This window comes from Mesorhizobium sp. M0052, from assembly GCF_040323255.1.
Taxonomy (GTDB): Bacteria; Pseudomonadota; Alphaproteobacteria; order Rhizobiales; family Rhizobiaceae; genus Mesorhizobium.
The window spans coordinates 25,767-49,924 of sequence record NZ_JAMYUS010000009.1; the positions used below are offsets into that span (position 1 = coordinate 25,767).

Below are 24,158 nucleotides of genomic sequence, written 5' to 3' on the forward strand. Positions count from 1 at the left end.
CGCGGTTCAAAAGAACGTGTCGCGGTCTTTGTTACGGCAAGTCTGGGTCACGGTAAGTCTGGGTCACGGTTAAGACTGGGTCACGGTAAAGCTGGTGGGGAAAGCCGTTGGGCATCATAGCAATCGAGGATCTGCCGTCACGCCTGGAAGGCGGCAGGACGCTGGCCGGGCTCGACCTCGGCGACAAGACGATCGGTGTCGCCGTTTCCGACCGCGGCCTGTCCTTTGCCCATCCGCGCCCGGTCATCCTGCGCAAAAAGTTTTCGCTGGATGCGGCAGCGCTGCTCGCCCAACTGCAGAAGGACAATGTCGGCGCGTTTGTGCTCGGTCTTCCGATCAACATGGATGGGTCGGAAGGTCCCCGCGCCCAGAAGTCGCGCGCCTTCGTGCGCAACATGGCAGGCATAACCGACCTGCCCTTCGTGCTGTGGGACGAGCGGCTGTCGACGGTGGCGGCGGAGCGGACGCTGATCGAGATGGATTTCTCGCGCCGAAAGCGCGCCGACAAGATCGATTCGGCGGCTGCGGCCTTTATTCTGCAGGGAGTTCTGGACCGGCTCCAGTCGCTTGACCCACGCGATCGGACGGAACCGGATTCCCCGCCTGCCGCCTGACCCAGGCCATGATGTTGCGGCGGCGGCGAAACGCCCACAATGCCATCAGCAGGAAGCCGTCGAAGATGCAGGCCCTTGCCACCATGCCCGGAATGATCGCCGGATCGATGCCCAGCATCTGCCCGTAGAGCTGGAACACGAAATCATGCAGCTGCCGGCTGAGCATGACGTAGCCGAAATTGATGTCGTTGAGCGACAGGAAGAACCAGCCCCAGAACAGAGCGAGTGGCGCGGCCCACAATGCGAACAGCGTGCGCATCAGTGACCGTCCCTGCGGCTGGAGCCGCCTCTGCGACCGCTGGGACCAATGTCCGGACGGCCGGAAATGCGCGACAGCAAGGAGCCGTGCGCGGCACCCTTGGCTATGGCATGGGCGGTGGCGCGGCTCTCTGCCTCCCGAGAAACCATGACAGCGAAGACCGACCTCCGCTCGGCCAGCATGGCGACATAGGAGGCCAGAAGTGCCGCCAATTGCACGGCGACAACCAAAAACAGGCCGTTGATGCCTCGCGCTGCGCCGCCGATCAGGATGAGCGACAACACCGCGGATGCCGAAATGAAGGCGGTCCGCGCCACACTGTCGGCTCCGTCCGGGCTCGCCGCGGCGTTAACCAGGCTCTCGACGAAGACCCAGCAAAACAGCACCGCCACGACCAGCAAGGCGATGGCCAGCGGCGCCACGACGGCAGCATTGTCGAGATCGGCCAGACGAGTGTTTTCCACGACGACGCCGAGCACGCCCAGAGCGCCCGCAACGCCGCGGTTTCCATCGACACAGATGAACGCCAGCAGGGCGAAAACCAGCGCCCAGTGCAAGGCCAGAAAGGACGTCAAAATGTGCCGCATGGCATTCCTGCTTTGGTGACAAAGACAGTGGGGTCTGCGGCCTGCGGCTGCAACGGAAACCATTCGTTAAGGTTAACGGCTGTCCACAGGCAGGCAAATTCGTTCACGGCCTGGCGGAAGGCCCTCAATTCACCGGCGGATAGAGCGTGTCGATGATCATGCGCGCATCGTGGCGCGAATCGAGCATGCCATAGGTGTTGCGCCACTGGCCGGCGAGCCGCGTCTCGACGAAGGCGTCCGCAATCCGCCCTGCCCCCAGCCGGCGCAATTCCGCAGCTGCCGCCGACAGCGCCAGCTGTTCGGTCAGCAGGCGGGCCGACCCCTCATCGGTGCCGGCGACCTGCATGGCCGCCTTGAGCACGCCAATGGTTCCGCGTCCGCCGGCGCCGAGATCGCGGTCGATGCCGGCCAGCACCTCCTCGAACAGGCCGGGCGCGCGGCCGAGCACGCGCAGCACGTCGAGCGCCATGACATTGCCTGAGCCCTCCCAGATCGCATTGACCGGGGCTTCGCGGTAGTAGCGGGCGAGCGGCGCTTCCTCGACATAGCCATTGCCGCCGAGGCACTCCATCGCCTCATAGAGCAGTGGCGGCGCGATCTTGCAGACCCAGTATTTGACCACCGGGGTCATGGCGCGGGCAAAAGCAGCCTCGCCGCGGTCGCCGGCAGCCTCGTCGAAGGAGCGCGCCAGTCGGAACGAGAGTGCCGTGGCGGCGGCGACATCGAGCGCCATGTCCGCCAGCACGCGCTGCATCAGCGGCTGTTCGATCAGCGTCGAGCCGGCCACCTGGCGGTGACGGGCGTGATGCACGGCCTCAGCCAGCCCCGCTCGCATGATTGCCGACGAGGCGACGGCGCAGTCGAGCCGGGTCAGCGTGACCATGTCCATGATTGTCTTTATGCCGGCGCCGGGCTCGCCGACCATCTCGCCGATGGCGTTGACGAACTCTACCTCCGATGAGGCGTTGGAGCGGTTGCCGAGCTTGTCCTTCAGCCGCTGAAAGCGGAAGCCGTTTCCGGAACCGTCGCCGAGGATGCGCGGGACGAGAAAACAGGAAAGCCCTTCCGGCGCCTGTCCAAGCACGAGAAAAGCGTCCGACATCGGCGCCGACATGAACCATTTGTGGCCGGTGAGGCGATAAAAGCCGCTGCCGGCGCGTTCGGCCCGTGTGGTGTTGGCGCGCACGTCGGTGCCGCCCTGCTTTTCGGTCATGCCCATGCCGAGCGTCAGCCCGGCCTTGTCAACCGGCGGCTTTTGGCTCTGGTCGTATTTGCGCGTCGTCACGCGCGGCGCCCATTCGCGAAACAGCTTTGGGCTGGCCATCAGGGCGGCCAGCGAAGCGCTGGTCATGGTGATGGGGCAGAGATGCCCGGTCTCGAGTTCGGCGGTCAGGTAGAAACGCGCGGCGCGCACCTGATGGCGACGGCCGATCTCGCTATCGCCGTTTTCCCAGATCGAGGAATGCAGGCCGCCGGCAACCGAGCGGCGCATCAGCGCATGATAGGCCGGATGGAATTCGACGAGGTCGATGCGCCGGCCCTGACGGTCATGCGTGCGGAGCTTCGGCGTCTCGACATTGGCGAGGCGCGCCAGCTCCTGCGCCTCCTGCGTCAGGACGAACCGGCCAAGCCCGTCGAGGTCCTTGCGCACCGGATCGGAAAAACGCTCGGCAAGCTGGATCAGCAACGGATCGCCCCGCCAGGCGTTGCCGCCCGTCAGCGGCGGAGGCTGGTTGGTCACGTCGTCGGTCACGCCCAATCCTTCTGAAAGTAGAAGGGCCTTCTAACGCAAGAAAGGCCTCACATCACAAGGCTTCGAATCCGAAGCAATCGGCTAGATATAGCCCAAGGCAGGCGGCGCGCGCGACGAAAATACCGGGGAGAAAGGCCGCAATCCCAAGCTGGCGCTTGCGGCAAGGAATTCTCCCCCCTATAGCAGCGCCTTGAGATGACCGACGCTTCGTCCCTGCCGCTTTATCCTCACCGCCATCTTCTGGGCATCCGCGATCTTTCCCCCGGTGACATCGAGCTTCTGCTCGACCGGGCAGATCGCGCCGTCGCCATTTCGCGGCAGTCCGAAAAGAAGACCTCGACGCTGCGCGGCCGCACCCAGATCAACCTCTTCTACGAAGCCTCGACGCGCACGCAGTCGTCGTTCGAACTGGCCGGGAAACGGCTCGGCGCCGACGTCATGAACATGTCGGTGGCGAGCTCTTCGGTGAAGAAGGGCGAGACGCTGATCGACACGGCGATGACGCTGAACGCCATGCGCCCCGACATCCTGATCATCCGCCACCAGTCTGCGGGCGCCGCCGCCCTTTTGGCGCAGAAGGTCGGCTGCTCGGTGGTCAATGCCGGCGACGGCGCGCATGAACACCCAACGCAGGCGCTGCTCGACGCGCTGACTATCCGCCGCGCCAAGGGGCCGCTGTCGAAACTGATCGTAGCGATCTGCGGCGACATCCTGCATTCTCGCGTGGCGCGTTCCAACATCATGCTGTTGAACGCGCTTGGTGCGCAGGTGCGTGTGGTGGCGCCGTCGACCCTGCTACCGTCCGGCATCGAGAAAATGGGCGTCATCGTCTCGCGCTCGATGGCAGAGGGCCTCAAGGGCGCGGACGTGGTGATGATGCTGCGCCTGCAGCGCGAGCGGATGGAAGGCGCCTTCGTGCCTTCGGTACGCGAATATTTCCGCTATTTCGGCCTCGATGCCGAAAAGCTGAAGGCCGCCAAGGACGGCGCGCTGGTGATGCATCCCGGTCCGATGAACCGCGGCGTCGAGATTGCGTCCGAAATCGCCGACGGTCCGCAAAGCGTCATCCAGGAACAGGTCGAGATGGGGGTGGCCGTGCGCATGGCGGTCATGGAAGCGCTGCTCGATCCCCGCCGCAATGCAGAGGGCCGCGGCGCATGAGCACGACGGTCTTTGAGCGCGCCCGCATCGTCGACCCGTCACGCGGCATCGACGAGGTCGGCACCGTCATCGTCGAAGGGAAAAAGATCGTTGCCGCCGGCAAGGCTGCCCTGAACCAGGGCCTGCCGGCGGGAGCCACCGTGGTCGACTGCGCCGGCAAGGCGATCATTCCCGGCCTGATCGACGCGCGCGTCTTCATCGGCGAACCGGGCGGCGAACATCGCGAGACCATCGCTTCGGCCAGCGTTGCGGCGGCGGCCGGCGGCGTCACCTCCGTCGTCATGATGCCCGACACCGACCCGGTGATCGACAATGTCGCGCTGGTCGAATTCGTGCTGCGCACCGCCCGGGACACGGCAAGCGTCAACATCTTTCCGGCGGCGGCGATCACCAAAGGCCTCGCCGGTCGCGAGATGACCGAATTCGGCCTGTTGCGCGAGGCCGGTGCGGTCGCCTTCACCGATGGGCGGCACACAATATCCAGCGCACTGGTGATGCGCCGGGCGCTGACCTATGCCCGCGATTTCGGCGGCGTCATCGCACATGAGACACAGGATGGCGACCTCGCTTCGGCGGGCGTGATGAATGAAGGCCTGTATGCCAGCTGGCTCGGCCTTGCCGGCATTCCGCGCGAGGCCGAGTCCATCCCGCTGGAGCGCGACCTGGCGCTGGCACGGCTGACGCGCGGCGCCTACCACGCGGCCAAGATCTCGACGGCGATGGCAGCGCAAGCGATGACGCGCGCGAAAGCCGACAAGGCCAATGTCACGGCGGGCGTGGCGATCCACAATCTGTCGCTGAACGAGAACGATGTCGGGGAATACCGCACCTTCTTCCGGCTGACGCCGCCTTTGCGCGCGGAGGAAGACCGGCTGGCCATGATCGAGGCGGTCAAGGACGGCACGATCGACATCATCGTCTCCTCGCACGACCCGCAGGATGTCGACACCAAGCGCCTTCCCTTCGCCGATGCAGCTGCCGGCGCGATCGGGTTGGAGACGCTGCTTGGAGCAGCGCTTCGGCTCTACCACAATGGCGACGTGCCGCTACTTCGGCTGGTCGAAACACTGTCCACCGCACCAGCAAGGCTGTTCGGCCTGCCGGGCGGCACGCTGAAGCCGGGAGCGCCGGCCGATCTTGCGCTGATCGACCTTGAAGAACCCTGGATCGTGAGTGAAAGCGGCATCCGCTCGCGCTCGAAAAACACCTGCTTCGAAGGTGCGCGGCTGCAAGGCATGGTCTTGCAAACGCTGGTGGCGGGCCGCACAGTGTTTTCGAGCTAGAGCGATCGCGCCACGTCGCAGACCGATATGTTGCTGGGGAAATGCGGGGGCAAACAATGAGTTATAACGTTATCCTGGCATTGCTGTTCGGCTATCTCCTCGGCTCGATTCCCTTCGGCCTCTTGATCACCCGCGCGGCCGGCCTCGGCGATGTGCGCAAAATCGGCTCCGGCAATATCGGCGCCACCAACGTTCTGCGCACCGGCAACAAGGGCCTCGCCGCCGCGACGCTGGTGCTCGACGCGTTGAAGGGTACGGCGGCGGTGATGATCGCGCGCCATTTTGGACACGACTACGGACTGTGGGCCGGCCTTGGACTCTGGGCGGGCCTTGGCGCCTTCCTTGGCCATCTGTTTCCGGTCTGGCTCGGTTTCAAGGGCGGCAAGGGCGTGGCGACCTATCTCGGCGTGCTGATCGCGCTCGGCTGGCATGTGGCGCTGATTTTTATCGTCGTCTGGCTGGCGATGGCTTTTCTGTTTCGCTATTCCTCGCTGGCAGCGCTGACGGCGGCGGTCATCGTGCCGATCGCGCTTTATTTCTGGAGCACACCTGAGACCGCCGGGCTGTTCCTGGTGATGAGCCTGATCGTCATCTTCAAACATCGCGCCAACATTTCGCGCCTTCTTGCCGGCACCGAAGGCAAGATCGGAGCCAAGGGTTGAGCAAGCCCGCCGCCGGGCCGCGCCTCAGCGACCGGCAGCGGCTGAGCTGGCTGCGGCTGATCCGCACACAAAATGTCGGCCCGGCCTCGTTTCGCGAATTGATCAACCGCTTTGGTTCGGCGGAGGCGGCGTTGGAGATGCTGCCCGAGCTGATGATTTCGGGCGGAGCCAAAAGGATCATGCGCATTCCTTCCGTGGAGGAAGCCGAAGCGGAACTCGACGCAGCCAGTGAAAACGGCGCCCGCTTCGTCGGCATCGGCGAGGCCGACTACCCGTCGATGCTGAAAAACATGGACAATCCGCCGCCACTGATTGCCGTGAAGGGCGAGGCAGCCGTCTTTCGCCTGCCGGCGGTGGCCATCGTCGGCGCCCGCAACGCGTCGCTCGCCGGCATCAAGATGGCGCGCATGCTGGCGGCGGATCTTGGCCGCGACGGCTACGTCATCGTTTCCGGCCTGGCGCGCGGCATCGACACGGCAGCACATCAGGGCAGTCTCTCGACTGGTACAGTGGGTGTGCTGGCCGGTGGGCTCGATGTCCCCTACCCGCCCGAAAATATCGGCTTGTGCGAAGACATTGCCGAGCGTGGCGGCGCCGTTATTTCGGAAATGCCGTTCGGCTGGCAGCCGCGGGCGCAGGATTTTCCGCGCCGCAACCGGCTTGTCGCGAGCGCCGCCCTCGGACTGGTGGTCATCGAAGCTGCGCAACGCTCCGGCTCGCTGATCAGCGCGCGCCTGGCCGGCGAGATGGGCCGGCTGGTCTTTGCCGTACCGGGTTCGCCGCTCGATCCGCGCTGCGCCGGCTCCAACGGCCTGCTCAAGGACGGCGCCACCCTGGTCACCGAGGCGGCCGATGTTTCCGGTGCGATCGCACCATTGGCGGGCACGCGAACGCGAAGCATTGCGCCGCCAGAAAAGGCACCCGATTTTTCGGCAACTCCCCCGCCCGGTGAGGACGAACGCAGCGGCGTGATCGAGGTGCTGGGCCCAACGCCGGTGGGCGTGGACGAGATCATCGGCCACACCGGCCTCAACGCCGCGCAAGTCTCCATGGTGCTGCTGGAACTCGACCTTGCAGGCCGCATCGAGCGCCATGCCGGCGGCAATGTCTCATTGGTTACGTGACGTTCCAGCCGATCCCGCCGCACGTCGGCCGCAACTCACGCGTCGAGGGTCACGCCGGCGGCGCCAACGCCGGTACAGTTGCCACCGCAGGGTATTTTCCAGGCGGCTCTCGGAAAAGCACTCCGCCATTCCAGGGCTCTCCGTTGCACTGCCGATCACGCTCGCAATGGCATATTCGACAGCTGACGAAAACCGGGCTCGACAGTCTGCGCATCAGTCAGCGGAACAGATACTTCGATACCTCCGGATTGCCACGGCGCCACATCACATTGTCCAGAAAATAATGGTGCACATTGATGAAGATGAGCACGATGAAGAAGAACAGCGATGACCCCAGCACTTGCCTGTCATACGGGATCAAGGCCGTCAGCGCGGATGGGATCAGCCAGAAGCCGAGATAGCCAAGGGCCGTGCCGCCGACGATAAAGCCGACGAGCCGAAACCTGTAGAGGGGGCCGAGAAAGGACAGGATTTTCGGCTGCGGATCGCTTTCGGCATCGGAACTGTCGCGCTCGACGTTCGTCTGGTAGCGCCAGACCACGGCGAGATACTGCAGCGAGTGGAGCGCGGGCACGATCAGCAGCCAAAGCGGGTTTACGCGCGCAATCAGGATCCAGAGATAGAGCGACGCCACATAGGCCACCAAACCGTTATAGGGCAGGCCGCCGCCGTTCTTCCGCCAACGATTGACCAGCATCAAGAGCGTGGCCGCCGTCGACGCAACGGCCGCCAGCATGGCGATGTTGGTGACCCAGGAAGGGGCCGCGAATGTGTAATAGTCCAGGCCATAATATTTGCCCTGGGTGACCGCCGTATTCGTCTGCAGCCACGCCAGGATCCACACGGCATAGGAGTTGACCAGCAGCACCTTCTTGTCGCGGTCGTCGAAGAATTTGCGCTTCAGCACCGCATCCACCATCAGCATGCCGTAGCCCTGCTTGACGTAGTGCCAACCGACAAAAAAGAACATGGCGTTGGTGGCATAGCCGAGCAGGCGCGTGTTCGCCGCCGCGGCGCCATAGGCAAAGAACCCGGCCATGACCAGGGGCACGACAATGCCCGCGAAGATATAGCGGAGCTGCAGGCTCCTGTCGTAGCCGTCGCCCGTCACCTTGCGCCCGAAATTGCGGTAGAAGAGCTGGTAGGAGTGGGCGAAGTGGGGATAGTTCACGAGATAGGCCACGAAGACCATCGTTGCGGCCACCGGACCTTCATATTCAAGCGGAACGAGAAACAGCACCGGCAGGATGAGAAAGGCGCTGCCGCCCAGCATGAGGAAATCGGCGAGCGGGCCGAAGAGGTATTTTTGAGCGGTCGCCGTCTTAGGGGCTACAGCATCCGCCGAAAGCTGAAGTGTCATGTCAGAACCTCCCCTGGGAAAGGCTGAGTTTAGCCATCGACTGGGATGGGGACAAGGTTGGAGCTGCCGCTCCGCGCCCCGAAGACTAGGCCATCTTGTTGTTTCGCCAATGGTCTCGATCCGCCATGGCTTGAACCCGTGAACCTCTCGATAAAAAAGGTGGGGGCCCTCCGCTGTTAAAAAAGCGCACCACCCCAATTTACGACTAACATGTTAGTGTGCTAGCACACAGCGTACATACCTGCTTCGGAGACCTTCCGGTGACATCACGCTTTGGCCTTTCGGCCGCTCTCGCCACGCCTTTCGATGCCCGCGGGCAGATCGCCACCGCCCCCATGATCGCTCAGGCCGAAAGTTGCCTGGCGCAGGGTTGCGGCAGCGTGACGCTTTTCGGCACGACAGGGGAAGGCGCATCGGTGGGCACGACGGAGCGGCGGTCGGTGACCGAAGCCATGCTGGCTGCTGGAATCCTGCCGCATCAACTCGTTGCCGGCGTGCTGGTCGACGCCGCCGAAGACGCCGCCGAACAGGCACAGCATGCCTTGCAGCGCGGCGCCCGAAACATTCTGCTGGCCCCGCCAAGCTACTTCAAGAATGTCGGCGACGACGGCCTTTTCGGCTGGTTCTCCGCCGTCTTTGCCGCGCTCGGCCCCCTCGCCCGTGACGTGCTGCTCTACAACATCCCTTCGGTTACCATGGTGCAGCTTTCGCTTGGCCTGATCGGCCGGTTGCGCACTGCTTTTCCCGACGTGGTCGCCGGGGTGAAGGATTCCGGTGGAAATTGGAGCTACAGCGAGGCGCTGCTTGCCGCCCATGGCGATCTGGTGATCCTGATCGGCGATGAAAGGCATCTGGCGCGTGCGGTGCGAATGGGTGCTCAAGGCGCAATCTCGGGCATGGCCAATTTCGTCCCGGGCGAAATCCGCGCCATGGCCGAGGACGGGCGCGACGATCCTCGCGTCGAGAGTTTTGTGCTCGAATTGCTCAAACATCCGGTCACCCCGGCGGTAAAGGTGATGGTGGCGCGCAAGACCGGCGACGAGCGCTGGCTGGCGGTCCGTCCGCCGCTGGAGCCGATCGCGTTGCAAGGGCAGCAGCAGCTTGCCGCAGCCTATGACAGCTTGTTTACCAGGGAACCGGCCTGACCGGCAAAGAGAAGCGCGCCGATATGGAAGACGGCAACGAACCGACCACCCTCAGGGAGAAGGCCTATGCCAGCTTCACGCGGCATTTGCTGGCGCGCGACTTCAAGCCAGGCCAGTTCGTGTCGCAGCGTGAGCTGGTTGCCTTCACCGGACTGCCGCTCGGCGCCATTCGCGAGATCGTGCCGCGTCTCGAGGCGGAAGGACTGCTGACGACCATTCCGCAGCGCGGCATGCAGATCGCCCATATAGACATCAGCCTGATCCGCGAGGCCTTTCAGTTCCGCCTGTTCATGGAGCGTGAAGCGGTGGCGCTGTTTACGGTCAGCGCCTCCGACGCCGAGCTTGCCCGCTTGCGGCGCGAGCATGAGGACATGCTTGCCCGGGCGCTGGAGCAGACCCCGACGCCGGAGATGGAGGCCAAGGCGCAGACCATCGACTGGGCCATGCACGACACGTTCATCGATGCGCTGGGCAACGAGATCATCGCCAAGGCCTATCTGGTCAATTCGGTGAAGATCCGCCTGATCCACCAGGAACGGTTCCGTATCGACGGGCGCGTCGTGCCGGTCATGCGCGAGCACCTGGCGGTGATCGATGCGATGCAGAGCCGCGACCCTGGCAAGGCGGTCGAGGCCATTAGCCAGCATATCGATAAGGCGCGCCGGCTGGCGCTGCAAATCTGAGGAAGCATGAGCCGCGCCGCGGTCGCTGCGGCGCAATCGACAACGACAACAACCGGGAGGAAGAAAATGTCGTCCAATCTGTTCAACCCAACCAGGAGGCAACTCCTCCAGGGAACCGCCGCCCTTGCCGCCGCCGGCTTTGCCGGTGTTCGCCCAAGCTTTGCCGCCGGCGTCGACTGGAAGCGCTTTGCGGGAACGACGCTTGACGTCAATCTGGTGAAAAGCCCGCGCAGCGACACGCTGATAAAATACATCGCCGAGTTCGAGGAACTGACCGGGATCAAGGTCAATGCCGAAGCGACGCCGGAACAGCAGCAGCGCCAGAAGACGGTGATCGAACTCAGCTCCGGCAAGCCGAGCTTCGATGTCGTGCATCTGAGCTACCACGTGCAGAAGCGGCAGTTCGAAAAGGGCGGCTGGCTGGCCGACATATCAGGCTATCTCGCCGACCCGACCCTGACCGATCCTACGCTGGTGGAAACCGATTTCGCCGATGCCGGCATGCTGTTTGCCAAGGACGGCCAGGGCGTGCTGCGCTCGCTGCCGTTCTCAGTCGACTACTGGATCGTCTACTGGAACAAGGAATTGTTCGAGGCCAAGGGCCTCAAATACCCTGAAACCTTCGAGCAATTGGTGGCGGCCGCCGAAGCGCTGACCGACCCGTCGACCAACACCTACGGCTTTGTCGCCCGCGGCCTCAAGAACGCCAACACGCCGGTGTGGACGTCGCTTATGCTCGGCTACGACATGACGCCGCTCGACGACAAGGGCAAGCTGCGCACGACCTCGCCCGAGGCGGTCGAGGCGGCCAGCCTCTACCAGCGGCTGATGACCAAGTCGGCGCCTCCAGGCGTCACCGGATTCAACTGGGCCGAAGCCCAGTCCGCCTTCCTGCAAGGCAAGATCGGGATGTGGTTCGATGGCGTCGGCTTTGCCCCGCCAATGGAAAATCCGGAAAAGTCACGAGTTGTCGGCAAGGTTGGCTACGGCGTCATGCCCAAGGGGCCTAAGGCGCATGCCGCCGGCACCTTTGGCGACGGCCTCGGCGTGACGGCCGCCAGCGAGAAGAAGGAGGCCGCCTACCTCTTCTGCCAGTGGGCGATTTCGCCCGCGATGGGCGCGCGCCTGCTGCAGGCGGGTGCCGGCGTGCCGTTCCGCAAGTCGGTGCTGGAAAATCCCAAGGTGCGCGAAGGCGTCACCATGCCGGCGAGTTGGCTCGATGCCGTGGTCGGCTCGGGCAATGTCAGCCGGCTGTCGCTGCCGGTCATCATTCCGGTCACCGAGTTCCGCGACATCTATGGCGTGGCGCTGACCAATCTGATCGCCGGCGCCGATCCGGCGGAGGAACTGAAGAAGGCCACCGAGCAGTTCCAGCCGGTGCTCGACCGGAGCGAGCAAGGCTGATGTCCGCCATCACCCCAGAACGCACCGGGGTGACGACGCAAGCCATCGAAGGGAGCCAGACCATCCGGCTGGCTCCCAACTACTGGCCTTTCGTCGTCCCGGCGCTCGTCGTCGTCGGCGCCGTGATCGTCTTTCCCTGGGCCTTCACACTGTGGATGAGCGTCAACCGCTGGACCCTCGGCCAGGCGCGAAGCTTTGCCGGGATGGAAAATTACCTGCGGCTGGCCGTCGACCAACGCTTCTGGGAATCGCTTTTCCATACGCTGACCTACACGGCGCTTTCGGTTGCGGCGCCGATGTTCCTCGGCACTGTCGCGGCGCTGATCTTCGACGCCAAATTTCCGCTGCGCGGCCTGTTGCGCGGCGTCTTCGTCATGCCGATGATGGCAACGCCAGTCGCCGTGGCGCTGGTCTGGACGATGATGTTCCATCCCCAGCTCGGCGTGCTCAACTATCTGTTGTCGCTGGTCGGCATCCCGGCGCAGGAATGGATCTTTAATGCCAGGACGGTCATCCCGTCCCTGGTTGCGGTCGAGACATGGCAGTGGACGCCGCTGGTGATGCTGATCGTGCTGGGCGGCTTGGCCTCCGTGCCGCGCGAGCCCTTCGAGAGCGCCGAGATCGATGGCGCCAACGCCTGGCAGCAATTCCGCTATCTCACCTTGCCGATGATCGCGCCGTTCCTGATGATCGCGATGATCATCCGCACCATCGATGCGCTGAAAAGTTTTGACATCATCTATGCCATGACCCAAGGCGGACCGGGCACGGCCTCGGAAACCATCAACATCTATCTCTACAACACCGCCTTCTCCTACTACGACATCGGCTATGGCTCGGCCATGGCCGTGGTGTTCTTCATCGTCATCGTCGCGCTGTCCTTCATCCTGCTGATGCTGCGCCAGCGCTCCCAATGGATCGGGGTGGAGGGCAAATAGATGAGTTCACGGCTGCTCAACCGGATCGGGCTGTTTTTCGCGGCTCTGGTCTTCGTCTCGCCGGCGATCCTGTTCTTCCTCTGGATGATCTCGCTGTCGCTGAAGTTCGAGATCGACAACGGTGCATACCCGCCGATCCTGATCCCGGAACATCTCGCCTGGTCGAACTATGTGAAGGTATTCGAGGAGAACAATTTCCTGCTCTATTTCTGGAATTCGGTTCTGGTGACGGGCACGGCAACGTTGCTCGCGCTGCTCATCGGCGTGCCGGCCGGCTATGGCATCGCGCGGCTCAAGGCCGAACGCTCGGCGGTGGTCATCATGATCGCCCGCATGACGCCGGGGCTTTCCTATCTCATTCCGCTGTTCCTGCTGTTCCAGTGGGTCGGCATTCTCGGCACGCTGTGGCCGCAGATCATCATCCATCTGGTGGTGACGGTGCCGATCGTGGTCTGGGTGATGATCGGCTATTTCGAGACCACGCCGATGGAGCTGGAAGAAGCGGCCAACATCGATGGCGCCAGTTCCTGGCAGGTGTTCCGGCTGGTCGCCTTGCCCATCGCCAAGCCGGGCATTGTCGTCGCCTTCATCCTGTCGATCATCTTCTCATGGAACAATTTCGTCTTCGGCATTGTGCTCGCCAGCCGCGAGACCCGCACGCTGCCGGTCGCCGTCTACAACATGCTTTCCTACGAGCAGGTGAGCTGGGGTCCGCTCGCCGCCGCAGCACTTGTGGTGACGCTGCCGGTGCTGGTGCTGACCCTGTTCGCGCAAAGGCAGATCGTCGCCGGGCTGACCGCAGGCGCCGTCAAGGGCGGCTGAGGCACGGCCCCGACATCACTCATTTCCGGGAGAAATCCGATGGCATCGGTAACAATCAAGAACGTTCAGAAGGCTTTCGGAGCCGCCAAGATCATCCACGATGTCAGCGTCGACATCGCCGATGGCGAATTCGTCATCCTGGTCGGGCCGTCGGGCTGCGGAAAGTCGACGCTGCTGCGCATGATTGCCGGACTGGAAACGATCTCGGGCGGCAGGATCGCCATTGGCGATCGCGTCGTCAACAATCTCAGGGCGCGCGACCGAAACATCGCCATGGTGTTCCAGAACTACGCGCTCTATCCGCATATGACGGTGGCCGACAATATGGGCTTTGCCCTGAAGATCAAGAAAGCCGATCCGGCCGACACCGCCGGCCGCGTCGGGAGGGCCGCCAGCATTCTCGGCCTGGACAAGCTGCTCGACCGCTATCCGCGTCAGCTTTCCGGCGGCCAGCGCCAGCGCGTCGCCATGGGCCGCGCCATCGTGCGCGACCCGCAGGTGTTCCTGTTCGACGAGCCGCTGTCCAATCTCGACGCCAAATTGCGCGTGCAGATGCGCGGCGAGATCAAGGCGCTGCACCAGCGGCTGGGAACCACCACCATCTACGTCACCCACGACCAGATCGAGGCCATGACCATGGCCGACAAGATCGTCGTGCTGCATGACGGCCTTGTCGAGCAGATCGGCGCGCCGCTCGATCTCTACGATCGCCCGGCCAACCTCTTCGTTGCCGGCTTCATCGGCTCGCCGGCGATGAATTTCATTCGCGGCCATGTCGAGGAAGGCGTTTTCCGCAGCGCCGGTGGACTGATCTTGCCGCTGCCAGAAGGCATCGACCTGACCAACATTCCCGGCGACGACCTCATCTACGGCATTCGCCCCGAACATATCCGTGCGACGACCGCCAAAGGAATCCCCGGCACGATCGTGCTTCTGGAAGCAACGGGTTCGGAAATCTTTGCCCGGGTCGACTGCGCCGGAGAAGAAATCTCCTGCCTTTTCCGCGAGCGGCTGGCACTGAAACAGGGCGAGCAGATGCGCATCGAGATCGACCGCGCCTGCGCTCATCTGTTCGACGTCAAGACTGGGCGGCGATTGTAGGCGGCGATGGGGGCTGCTGACAGCGAGCGACTTCCGCACGAAATATTTCTGGTGAGCGCGTCGGGGTTCGAACCCGAGACCTACTGATTAAAAGTCAGTTGCTCTACCGGCTGAGCTACGCGCTCCCGCGGGCTCTAAAGGCCGCCCTCGAAATTGCGCGGAACATAGGGAGAGTGCCGCGACCGGTCAACCGGAAAAAGATGGCCGTTCGACCGGGGTTTCAGCCATCGCCAGACGCGCCGCAAATTGCGTCGTCACCAGCCCGGTGAGCCGCTCCCGCAACGTGGTCGCCGCTTCGATCTGTTGGCGCGCGAAACGCGCCTTTTCTCACGCGCCAAATTCGAGAAACATTACAAATCAGCAACTTACTGTTTTGGTGGGAACCATCGCACGAGCGGGCCGTTTTCGTCTCACAAGGGACGTCAACCACCCTTCAAGGAGAAGATCATGAACAAGATCGCAACGGGTCTACTGGCGACCACCCTGTCAATTTCGTTTGCCGCGGCCGCCGCTATGCCGGCCAATGCCGCCCAGATGTTCGTGCCCCAGTCATCAGCAACTTCGTCCGACATCGTGAATGTGGGCGATTCTCGTCATGACAACTGGCGGTGGATGCGCCATGGCAACCGCAATTCCGGCAATCGCGATTTCCGCGTAGGCCGCCAGTTCTCGCGCAACAATGATGGCGGCAGCTATTGGAATGGCCATCGCGGCTATCGCGAATATCACCGCGGCTATCGCCGTCACGGCGACTACTGGTTCCCGCTGGCTGCCTTCGCCACCGGCGCCTTGATCACCGGTGCGATCGTCAACAGCGAGAACAACCGCGGCGATGCCCATGTGCAGTGGTGCTACGACCGCTATCGGTCGTACCGCGCTTCGGACAACACATTCCAGCCCAATTACGGCCCGCGTCGACAGTGCAATTCGCCCTATTGAGCTGAGTTGGTACCAAGTGTTGAGTAGAAAAGCCTGCGCCGGCAACGGCGCGGGCTTTTCCGTAGGTTGCTTGGGTACGGGCGCGGCGGATTAGCTGGCCCAATTGACGCTCTTGAAGATCAGATACAGGGCTCCGCCTTCACCACGCGGAGAACGGTATGCGCCGAGGCCGTTGCAGATTCGAACCGCAGCTGCGGTCATTTTCCAGCCGAGCACTTCCAGGTCGTTGTTCAAATCTATCGCATAGGGTTGAGCCAGCTCATCAATGGAATGCTCCTGTCCGAAAGACCGAACCAGCTCTGCGTCGGCAAGCAGGTCGCCAGGCAGGTTTGAATTTGCCCAAGCCCAGAGCCAGTTGCTGGCCTTGGCACTCGTCGATCCGGCGATTTGGATTTCGGCGACGACCTTGGTGATGCCGTTGTCCGAGAACAGAAGCTTTCCTTCTGTCAGATCATAGTCATAGCGAGGCCAACTGCCGAGTCGGAACTCCTGCTGCAAGCGTGCATTCTTTGCATCCAATTGTTCGACAGCCTCGTCGCGCCAGGCCCCATACCAGTGTGGATTCATCCCCTTCCCCCGCCATGATTTACTACCGCGCGCTCAGCGTCCGGCGCACCGCATTGCGCCAGCCCGCGAGCTTTGCCGAGCGCACCGTGGCATCCATGTCCGGCTTGAAGCGGCGCTCGAGCGCCCAGCTCTTGGCAAAATCCTTCGCCTTCGGCCACACGCCTGCTTTCGAGCCGGCAAGCCACGCCGCACCCAGCGCCGTCGTCTCCAGAATGGTCGGGCGATCGACCGGCGCATCGAGGATATCGGCCAGCCGCTGCATGGTCCAGTCGGAGGCCACCATGCCGCCGTCGACGCGAAGCACGGTTTTGGCCGACGCCCCCTTCCAGTCCTTGCGCATGGCGTCGAGGAGATCGCGCGTCTGGTAGGCGACGGATTCCAGCGCCGCGCGGGCAAACTCCGCCGGGCCTGAGTTGCGCGTCAGCCCGAAGATCGCGCCACGCGCCTCGGCGTCCCAATGCGGCGCGCCGAGACCGACGAAAGCCGGCACCAGATAGACGTTCTGCGTGGGGTCGGCGGTTGCCGCCAAAACGCCGCTATGCTCGGCCTTGCCGATCACCTTGATGCCGTCGCGCAGCCATTGCACGGCGGCACCGGCGATGAAGATCGAGCCTTCCAAGGCATAGGTAGTCTTGCCGTTCAGCCGATAGGCGATGGTGGTCAACAGCCGGTTCTTCGAGCGCACCAGATCGGCGCCGGTGTTGAGCAGCGCAAAGCAGCCGGTGCCATAGGTCGATTTCATCATGCCTGGCTCGAAACAGGCCTGGCCGATGGTCGCTGCGTGCTGATCGCCGGCCACGCCAAGGATTTTGATTTCGGCGCCAAACAGGCCTTTTTCCGTCACACCGTAGTCGTCGGCACAATCCTTGACCTCAGGCAGCATCGCCACCGGGATGCGCAGGATGGAGAGCAGCTCGTCGTCCCAGACATTTTTCTCGATGTTGTAGACCAGCGTGCGCGAGGCGTTGGTGGCATCCGTCGCATGCACCTTGCCGCCGGTCAGCCGCCAGATCAAAAAACTGTCGATGGTGCCGGCGAGCAGTTCGCCCTTTTCGGCGCGCTTTCTCGCACCTTTTACCTTGTCCAGCATCCAGGCGATCTTGGTGCCGGAGAAATAGGGATCGAGCAGAAGGCCGGTCTTTTTGGTGAACTTTTTCTCCAGGCCGTGTTTTTTCAGCTTCTGGCACAGCGGCGCGGTGCGGCGGTCCTGCCAGACGATGGCATTGTGGATCGGCTTGCCGGTCGCCTTGTCCCAGATGACGACGGTTTCGCGCTGGTTGGTGATGCCGATCGCCGCCACATCCGAGGCCTCGCGGCCGGCGGCCTTCAGCGCGCCTTTGACCGTCGCGACGACGCTTGCCCAGATCTCTTCCGGATCATGCTCGACCCAGCCGGAGGCAGGATAATGCTGCGTGAATTCCTGCTGCTTGCTGCCGGCGACCTTCATCGCGCCGTCGAACAGGATCGCCCTGGTCGATGTCGTACCCTGGTCGATTGCAAGGATGTATCCGGTCATTAGTCCTCCCGGTAGCTCGCCTATACAAACAGGGGAGACGGCAAGATGCCGCCTCCCCGTTCACTATGATCCTGGCGGGTACGCCAAGATTACTTCTGCCAGCTCTTCACCAGTTCGTCGTAGTTGATGGTGATCGGCTTTTCCTTCTCGTTCTCGATCTTCAGCTGAGGCGCGAGATTGCCATTCTTGACCGCGTCGGCGTTCCAGTAGGCGAGGTCATGCTCTTCGGCCATCTTCGGGCCGATATCGCCCTGGACGCCCGACTTCTCGATGCGGGTCATGACTTTTTCCTGCTCGGCGCAGAGCGAGTCCATGGCTTCCTGCGCCGTCTTGGCGCCGGACGAGGCATCGCCGATCGCCTGCCACCAGAGCTGTGCCAGCTTCGGATAATCGGGCACGTTGGTGCCGGTCGGCGACCACTGAACGCGGGCCGGCGAGCGGTAGAACTCGATCAGACCACCGAGCTTCGGCGCACGTTCGGTGAAGCTCTTGTCGTGGATCGTGCTTTCGCGGATGAAGGTCAAGCCGACATGGCTCTTCTTCACGTCGACCGTCTTCGAGGTCACGAACTGCGCGTAGAGCCAGGCGGCCTTGGCGCGGTCGGTCGGCGTCGACTTCATCAGCGTCCAGGAACCCACGTCCTGATAGCCGAGCTTCATGCCGTCCTTCCAGTAGACGCCATGCGGCGACGGGGCCATGCGCCACTTCGGCGTACCGTCGTCGTTCAGCACCGCCTTGGCGCCGGCGTCGACCATCGAAGCGGTGAAGGCGGTGTACCAGAATATCTGCTGCGCGACCGCACCCTGTGCCGGCACCGGGCCGGATTCGGAGAAGGTCATGCCCTGGGCTTCGGCCGGAGCGTAGGCCTTCAGCCAGTCGAGGTATTTCTGGATCGAGTAGACGGCAGCCGGGCCGTTGGTGTCGCCGCCGCGCGCCGTGCAGGAGCCGACCGGCTGTGATTTCTCGTTGACCTTGATGCCCCATTCGTCGACCGGCAGGCCGTTCGGCAGGCCCTTGTCGCCGTTGCCGGCCATCGACAGCCAGGCATCAGTGAACCGCCAGCCGAGCGACGGGTCCTTCTTGCCGTAGTCCATGTGGCCATAGACCTTCTTGCCGTCGATCTCGCGGCCGGTGAAGAACTCGGCGATGTCCTCATAGGCCGACCAGTTGACGGGAACGCCGAGGTCGTAGCCGTATTTCGCCTTGAAGTCGGCCTTGTTCTTCTCGTCGTTGAACCAGTCGTAACGGAACCAGTAGAGGTTGGCGAACTGCTGGTCGGGCAGCTGATAGAGCTTCTTGTCCGGCGCGGTGGTGAAGGAGGTGCCGATAAAATCCTTCAGGTCGAGGTTCGGATTGGTAACGTCCTTGCCCTCGCCCGCCATCCAGTCGGTCAGGTTGCGGACCTGCTGGTAGCGCCAGTGGGTGCCGATCAGGTCGGAATCGTTGACCCAGCCGTCATAGAGGTTCTGGCCGGTCTGCATCTGGGTCTGGATCTTCTCGACGACGTCGCCTTCCTGGATGACGTCATGCGTGATCTTGATGCCGGTGATGGCGGTAAAGGCCGGCGCCAGAACCTGCGATTCATACTGGTGGGTGGCGATGGTTTCGGACACGACCTTGATGTCCATGCCGGCGAAAGGCTTCGCGGCATCGATGAACCACTGCATTTCTGCTTCCTGGCCGGCGCGGTCGAGCGTCGACAGCGGGCCGATTTCCTTGTCCAGAAACGCCTTGGCCTCATCCATTCCGGCGTAGGCGTTGCCTACCCCGAGCAACAGGACAAGGGCAGTTGTTGATGTTAAAAATTGCCGTCGCATAGGTTTCCTCCACATTTAGGTTTCAAGTGTGATCTGGAACGGCCGCCGGCACGCGGTCGCTCCAACAGTTTCCCCCTCTATACGTAGCGGAACACGCCGACGGCGTAGACCACGGAGAGAGCGAGAGCCCACCACAGGTTGGATCCGACAAGACCCAGCCAAGCGAGATGGATAAAGGCGCTGCCAAGCAGCGACAGAAAAAGACGGTCGCCGCGCGTCGTCTCGAAGCGCAGGATGCCGACGCGCGGATTGCCGCCCGGCGAGGCAAATTCCCAAAACGCCATGCCGCACAGCAGCAGGAGAATGGTGCCGAAGAACGCCGCCGTCGGCCACGTCCACGCCATCCAGGTGAGGTCGAGATTCATGGTGACACCCTCCCCAGGGCAAAGCCCTTGGCGGTGGTGGTGAGGATGAACCCGTGCGTTTGTTTCATCACACCCTCCCCAGGGCGAAGCCCTTGGCGATGTAGTTGCGGACAAACCAGATGACGAGCGCGCCGGGGATCAGCGTCAGCACGCCGGCGGCGGCAAGCAGGCCCCAGTCCATGCCGGCGGCCGAGACGGTGCGGGTCATGGTGGCGGCGATGGGCTTGGCATCGGTGGTCGTCAGCGTGCGAGCGATCAAAAGCTCGACCCATGAGAACATGAAGCAGAAGAAGCACGCGACACCGATGCCGCTGGCGATCAGCGGCATGAAAATCCTGACGAAGAAGCGCGGGAAGGAGTAGCCGTCGATATAGGCTGTTTCGTCGATCTCTTTGGGCACGCCCGACATGAAGCCTTCGAGGATCCACACCGCCAGCGGCACATTGAACAGGCAGTGCGCCAGCGCCACGGCGATGTGGGTGTCGATCAGGCCGAAAGCCGAATAGAGCTGGAAGAACGGCAGCGCGAACACTGCCGGCGGCGCCATGCGGTTGGTCAACAGCCAGAAGAACAGATGCTTGTCGCCGAGGAAGCGGTAACGCGAAAAGGCGTAGGCCGCCGGCAGCGCGGCGGCCACCGAGATCACCATGTTCATCACCACATAGGTGATCGAGTTGATGTAGCCCGAGTACCAGGAGGCGTCGGTAAAGATGGTGACGTAGTTGGCGATCGTAGGCTGATGCGGATAGAGCGTCAGCGAGGAGACGATCTCGGCATTGGTCTTGAAGCTCATGTTGATGAGCCAGTAGATCGGCAGCAGAAGCACGATGATGTAGATCGTCGGCACGATCCACCACCAGCGCGATTCCTCGCCGCGCTTGCGCATCAGCCGGGCGACCTGATCCTGCGAAAGCGTGCTCGCCAATTTTCCCGAAGCGGTGGTTTCGCTCACTCTGTCGGCTCTTTCGTTGGCGCCGCTCATCTCAGCGCTCCGCGTCGTAGTTGGTCATCACGGTGTAGAACACCCACGACAACAACAGGATGATCAGGAAGTAGACCAGCGACATGGCGGCCGCCGGACCGAGGTCGAACTGGCCGAGCGCGGTCTTGACGAGGTCGATCGACAGGAAGGTGGTCGAGTTGCCGGGGCCGCCGCCGGTGACGACGAAGGGCTCGGTGTAGATCATGAAGCTATCCATGAAGCGCAACAGCACGGCGATCAAAAGCACACGCTGCATCTTCGGCAGCTGGATATAACGGAACACCGCCCAGCGCGAGGCGCCGTCGATCTTGGCCGCCTGGTAGAAGGCATCCGGGATCGAAACCAGGCCGGCATAGCAGAGCAGCACGACAAGGCTGGTCCAGTGCCAGACGTCCATGATGATGATGGTGACCCAGGCGTCGAACGGATCCTGCACGTAATTGTAGTCGATGCCGAGCGCGTTGACGTAGTAGCCGAGCAGGCCGATGTCGTTGCGGCCGAAGACCTGCCAGATGGTGCCGACGACGTTCCACGGAATGAGCAGCGGCAACGACATAAGCACCAGGCAGACCGGCACGCCCCAACCCTTCTTCGGCATGTTGAGCGCGATGAAGATGCCGAGCGGCACTTCGATGGCCAGGATGATGAAGGAGAAGATCAGGTTGCGCACCATGGCTTCCCAGAAGCGGCTGGACGACAGCAGTTCCTCGAACCACTGGGTGCCTGCCCAGAAGAAGACGTTGTTGCCGAAGGTGTCCTGCACCGAATAGTTGACGACCGTCATCAGCGGAATGACGGCCGAGAACGCCACCAGCACCAGCACCGGCAGCACCAGGAACCAGGCCTTGTTGTTCCAGGTCTTTTCCATCTATGCCCCCATCTCGACACGCCCCATCTCAACCAGCCAGGAATCGGCATAGATGTTGATGCCGGCCGGATCGAAGCGAACCTTTGGGTCGGCCGGCACGCTCTCGTCCTCGCCGATGACGGCAGCGATCTCGCGGCCTTCGAGGCTGGCGCGCACCACCTTGTGGCGGCCGAGATCCTCGACCTTGCTTATTTTAACCGCCATGCCCTCGCGGCCGAGCCTGACATACTCGGGGCGGATGCCGAGTTCGATGGCGCCGGAGCTCCCAGCGGCGGTCTTTGGCGCGCCGGGCAACTCGATGCGCTGACTGCCAATGGTCGCAGTCTTGCCGTCGATCGCCACCGGCATGACGTTCATGCCGGGCGAGCCGATGAAGTAACCGACGAATGTGTGGCGCGGGCGCTCAAACAATTCAGCCGGCGTGCCGATCTGGACGATGCCGCCATCATACATGACGACGACCTGGTCGGCGAAGGTCAGCGCCTCGGTCTGGTCATGGGTGACATAGACCATGGTGTAGCCGAAGCGGCGGTGCAGTTGCTTCAACTGCGATCGCAGCACCCATTTCATGTGCGGATCGATAACCGTCAGCGGTTCGTCGAACAGGATGGCATTGACATCCGAGCGCACCAGGCCGCGGCCGAGCGAGATCTTCTGCTTCTGGTCGGCGGTCAGGCCCCTCGCCTTCTTCTTCGCCCACGACGCCAGGTCGATCATCTCCAGCGTCTCGCGCACCTTGCGGTCGACATCGGCCTCCGGCACGCCGCGATTGCGCAGCGGGAAGGCAAGATTGTCGTAAACGGTCATGGTGTCGTAGATGACCGGGAATTGGAACACCTGCGCGATGTTGCGCTCCTGCGTCGACAGATTGGTGACGTCCTTGCCGTTGAACAACAACTCACCGTGCGAGGGGTGCAGAAGTCCCGAAATGATGTTGAGCAGCGTGGTCTTGCCGCAACCCGAGGGCCCAAGCAGCGCATAGGCGCCGCCATCCTCGAATGTGTGGTGCACTTCCCGCAGCGCAAAATCGGCATCCTTCTGCGGATTGGGCAGGTAGGAGTGCCTGACATGGTTGACGTCGATGCGCGCCATCTCTTCCCCCTCAGGCCGCAAGCTTCGGCGCGGCGACGGCGCTGCCGTTGCTGTCGAAGACCATGATGTGGCGCGGATCGATAAACACCTCGATCTCGGCGTCCGGCTCGAAATCGCGGATGCCGTGGGCCAGCATGACCCAGCGCGCATCGGCAAAATCGAGGTGGATGAAGCTTTCCGAGCCGGTGATCTCGGTGATCGTCACCTTGGCGCGCACCGGCACCGCGGCAGCGTTGGGCCGCTCCAGCGACAGATGATGCGGCTGAAAGCCGATCGTGTAATTGGCGTCGGCAATGCCGGCGAGTTCGGCCGGCACCGGCAGCTTGACGCCGCCCTCGAGCAGGAAATCCGGGCCCTTCTTGGCCAGCACGATGGTGTTGAGCGGCGGATCGGCAAAGGTTTTCGCCGTCACCAGGTCGATCGGCTTGCGGAAGACGTCGATGGTCGGCCCGAATTGGGTGATCCGCCCCTCGGACAGCGTCGCCGTATTGCCGCCGAGCAGCAAGGCTTCATGCGGCTCAGTCGTGGCGTAGACGAAAATGGTGCCGGCGGCGGCAAATATCTTGGGCAGTTCGGCGCGCAGCTCCTCGCGCAATTTGTAGTCGAGATTGGCGAGCGGCTCGTCGAGCAGCACCAGGCTGGCATTCTTGACGATGGCGCGGGCCAGCGCCGTACGCTGCTGCTGTCCGCCGGACAGGCTGAGCGGCGTGCGGTCGAGATAGGGTGTGAGCTTCAGAAGCCCTGCCGCGTTGCGGACTTCCTTGTCGATCTTGGCCTGGTCGGTGCCGGCGACGCGCAACGGCGAGGCGATGTTCTCGTAGACGGTCATCGCGGGGTAGTTGATGAACTGCTGATAGACCATGGCGATCTTGCGCTGCTGCACCGGCATGCCGGTGACATTCTGGCCGTCGAACCAGACTGAACCGGTGGTCGGCACGTCGAGCCCGGCCATCAGCCGCATCAGACTTGTCTTGCCCGACAGTGTCGGCCCGAGCAAAACGTTGAGCGAGCCGTGCTGAAGCGTCAGCGACACGTCGCGGATATGCTCCACCGCGCCGACCATCTTCGTCACGTTTCTCAGTTCCAGCATGATGCCTCCTCCCAGGCTTTGTGCAT

24 protein-coding genes and 1 tRNA gene are annotated in these 24,158 nt (G+C 63.0%); 12 read left to right on the forward strand and 13 right to left on the reverse strand.

Features of this window, described 5'->3' with window-relative positions:
* The first annotated feature begins 107 nt into the window (after positions 1-107).
* Positions 108-614: a Holliday junction resolvase RuvX gene (ruvX, locus tag NKJ77_RS13940; protein WP_023742455.1), complete on the forward strand. Its 507-nt coding sequence runs from the start codon at positions 108-110 to the stop codon at positions 612-614.
* On the opposite strand, the gene NKJ77_RS13945 is transcribed toward ruvX, so the two are convergent.
* The 3 genes from NKJ77_RS13945 to NKJ77_RS13955 form a co-directional block, all read right to left on the reverse strand.
* Complete coding sequence (locus tag NKJ77_RS13945) at positions 532-873, reverse strand: DUF6105 family protein (RefSeq protein WP_023670995.1); 342 nt, start codon at positions 871-873, stop codon at positions 532-534. The genes ruvX and NKJ77_RS13945 overlap by 83 nt on opposite strands.
* Positions 873-1,460, reverse strand: coding sequence for a hypothetical protein (locus NKJ77_RS13950; RefSeq protein WP_023742456.1), 588 nt, complete (start codon positions 1,458-1,460; stop codon positions 873-875). Before NKJ77_RS13950 ends, NKJ77_RS13945 begins: the two co-directional genes overlap by 1 nt.
* Before the next feature lie 124 nt (positions 1,461-1,584).
* Positions 1,585-3,213, reverse strand: a complete 1,629-nt coding sequence (locus NKJ77_RS13955; RefSeq protein WP_023670993.1) for a DNA alkylation response protein — start codon at positions 3,211-3,213, stop codon at positions 1,585-1,587.
* 195 nt (positions 3,214-3,408) lie between these two features.
* On the opposite strand from NKJ77_RS13955, the gene NKJ77_RS13960 reads away from it, so the two are divergent.
* From NKJ77_RS13960 to dprA, 4 genes are read left to right on the forward strand one after another with little or no spacing between them, the layout of a single operon-like run.
* Positions 3,409-4,374 (forward strand): aspartate carbamoyltransferase catalytic subunit, encoded by a 966-nt coding sequence (locus NKJ77_RS13960; protein ID WP_023806087.1) that lies wholly within the window; start codon positions 3,409-3,411, stop codon positions 4,372-4,374.
* The gene (locus tag NKJ77_RS13965) at positions 4,371-5,657 is read left to right on the forward strand and encodes a dihydroorotase (protein WP_023706213.1); all 1,287 of its coding nucleotides are present in this window, start codon (positions 4,371-4,373) and stop codon (positions 5,655-5,657) included. Before NKJ77_RS13960 ends, NKJ77_RS13965 begins: the two co-directional genes overlap by 4 nt.
* A 56-nt stretch (positions 5,658-5,713) precedes the next feature.
* Positions 5,714-6,319 (forward strand): glycerol-3-phosphate 1-O-acyltransferase PlsY, encoded by a 606-nt coding sequence (gene plsY, locus NKJ77_RS13970; RefSeq protein ID WP_023696534.1) that lies wholly within the window; start codon positions 5,714-5,716, stop codon positions 6,317-6,319.
* Positions 6,316-7,443: a DNA-processing protein DprA gene (gene dprA, locus NKJ77_RS13975; RefSeq protein WP_352535352.1), complete on the forward strand. Its 1,128-nt coding sequence runs from the start codon at positions 6,316-6,318 to the stop codon at positions 7,441-7,443. The genes plsY and dprA overlap by 4 nt, the downstream gene beginning before the upstream one ends.
* Positions 7,444-7,660: 217 nt before the next feature.
* Here the strand turns inward: dprA and NKJ77_RS13980 are convergent, their stop codons facing one another.
* Complete coding sequence (locus NKJ77_RS13980) at positions 7,661-8,803, reverse strand: hypothetical protein (RefSeq protein WP_023832075.1); 1,143 nt, start codon at positions 8,801-8,803, stop codon at positions 7,661-7,663.
* Between the two features lie 260 nt (positions 8,804-9,063).
* Here NKJ77_RS13980 and NKJ77_RS13985 point away from each other — a divergent pair, with 260 nt between their 5' ends.
* From NKJ77_RS13985 to NKJ77_RS14010, 6 genes are all read left to right on the forward strand, one after another.
* On the forward strand, positions 9,064-9,948 hold the full coding sequence (locus tag NKJ77_RS13985; protein ID WP_023832074.1) for a dihydrodipicolinate synthase family protein: 885 nt from the start codon (positions 9,064-9,066) through the stop codon (positions 9,946-9,948).
* A gap of 23 nt (positions 9,949-9,971) precedes the next feature.
* A complete protein-coding gene (locus NKJ77_RS13990) occupies positions 9,972-10,631 on the forward strand; it encodes a GntR family transcriptional regulator (protein WP_023693416.1) in 660 nt (219 codons plus the stop codon).
* A 66-nt stretch (positions 10,632-10,697) separates the two neighbouring features.
* Positions 10,698-12,035, forward strand: coding sequence for an ABC transporter substrate-binding protein (locus NKJ77_RS13995; RefSeq protein WP_023715831.1), 1,338 nt, complete (start codon positions 10,698-10,700; stop codon positions 12,033-12,035).
* Entirely contained in the window at positions 12,035-12,973 is a 939-nt protein-coding gene (locus NKJ77_RS14000) for a carbohydrate ABC transporter permease (protein WP_023693414.1), read from the forward strand. Before NKJ77_RS13995 ends, NKJ77_RS14000 begins: the two co-directional genes overlap by 1 nt.
* A complete protein-coding gene (locus NKJ77_RS14005) occupies positions 12,974-13,795 on the forward strand; it encodes a carbohydrate ABC transporter permease (protein WP_023700756.1) in 822 nt (273 codons plus the stop codon). It begins immediately after the preceding gene.
* A gap of 39 nt (positions 13,796-13,834) precedes the next feature.
* Complete coding sequence (locus tag NKJ77_RS14010; protein ID WP_352535353.1) at positions 13,835-14,896, forward strand: ABC transporter ATP-binding protein; 1,062 nt, start codon at positions 13,835-13,837, stop codon at positions 14,894-14,896.
* 49 nt (positions 14,897-14,945) lie between these two features.
* On the opposite strand, the gene NKJ77_RS14015 is transcribed toward NKJ77_RS14010, so the two are convergent.
* Positions 14,946-15,021, reverse strand: a tRNA-Lys gene (locus NKJ77_RS14015).
* A 322-nt stretch (positions 15,022-15,343) separates the two neighbouring features.
* On the opposite strand from NKJ77_RS14015, the gene NKJ77_RS14020 reads away from it, so the two are divergent.
* Positions 15,344-15,835 (forward strand): BA14K family protein, encoded by a 492-nt coding sequence (locus NKJ77_RS14020; protein WP_023734331.1) that lies wholly within the window; start codon positions 15,344-15,346, stop codon positions 15,833-15,835.
* Between the two features lie 90 nt (positions 15,836-15,925).
* Here the strand turns inward: NKJ77_RS14020 and NKJ77_RS14025 are convergent, their stop codons facing one another.
* From NKJ77_RS14025 to NKJ77_RS14060, 8 genes are all read right to left on the reverse strand, one after another.
* On the reverse strand, positions 15,926-16,402 hold the full coding sequence (locus NKJ77_RS14025; protein ID WP_023684656.1) for a DUF6882 domain-containing protein: 477 nt from the start codon (positions 16,400-16,402) through the stop codon (positions 15,926-15,928).
* 22 nt (positions 16,403-16,424) lie between these two features.
* Positions 16,425-17,918, reverse strand: a complete 1,494-nt coding sequence (gene glpK, locus NKJ77_RS14030) for a glycerol kinase GlpK (protein ID WP_352535354.1) — start codon at positions 17,916-17,918, stop codon at positions 16,425-16,427.
* An 89-nt stretch (positions 17,919-18,007) separates the two neighbouring features.
* Positions 18,008-19,735 (reverse strand): ABC transporter substrate-binding protein, encoded by a 1,728-nt coding sequence (locus tag NKJ77_RS14035; RefSeq protein WP_023670978.1) that lies wholly within the window; start codon positions 19,733-19,735, stop codon positions 18,008-18,010.
* Between the two features lie 77 nt (positions 19,736-19,812).
* Positions 19,813-20,100 carry a DUF2160 domain-containing protein gene (locus NKJ77_RS14040; protein ID WP_023670977.1) on the reverse strand — a complete coding sequence of 96 codons (288 nt, stop codon included), beginning with the start codon at positions 20,098-20,100 and terminating at the stop codon, positions 19,813-19,815.
* Positions 20,101-20,167: 67 nt separating this feature from the next.
* Complete coding sequence (locus tag NKJ77_RS14045) at positions 20,168-21,082, reverse strand: carbohydrate ABC transporter permease (RefSeq protein ID WP_023670976.1); 915 nt, start codon at positions 21,080-21,082, stop codon at positions 20,168-20,170.
* Position 21,083: 1 nt separating this feature from the next.
* Positions 21,084-21,950 (reverse strand): carbohydrate ABC transporter permease, encoded by an 867-nt coding sequence (locus NKJ77_RS14050; protein WP_023670975.1) that lies wholly within the window; start codon positions 21,948-21,950, stop codon positions 21,084-21,086.
* On the reverse strand, positions 21,951-23,042 hold the full coding sequence (locus NKJ77_RS14055) for an ABC transporter ATP-binding protein (protein WP_023700777.1): 1,092 nt from the start codon (positions 23,040-23,042) through the stop codon (positions 21,951-21,953).
* A 10-nt stretch (positions 23,043-23,052) separates the two neighbouring features.
* Positions 23,053-24,132, reverse strand: coding sequence for an ABC transporter ATP-binding protein (locus NKJ77_RS14060; protein ID WP_023700778.1), 1,080 nt, complete (start codon positions 24,130-24,132; stop codon positions 23,053-23,055).
* Positions 24,133-24,158 lie beyond the last annotated feature (26 nt).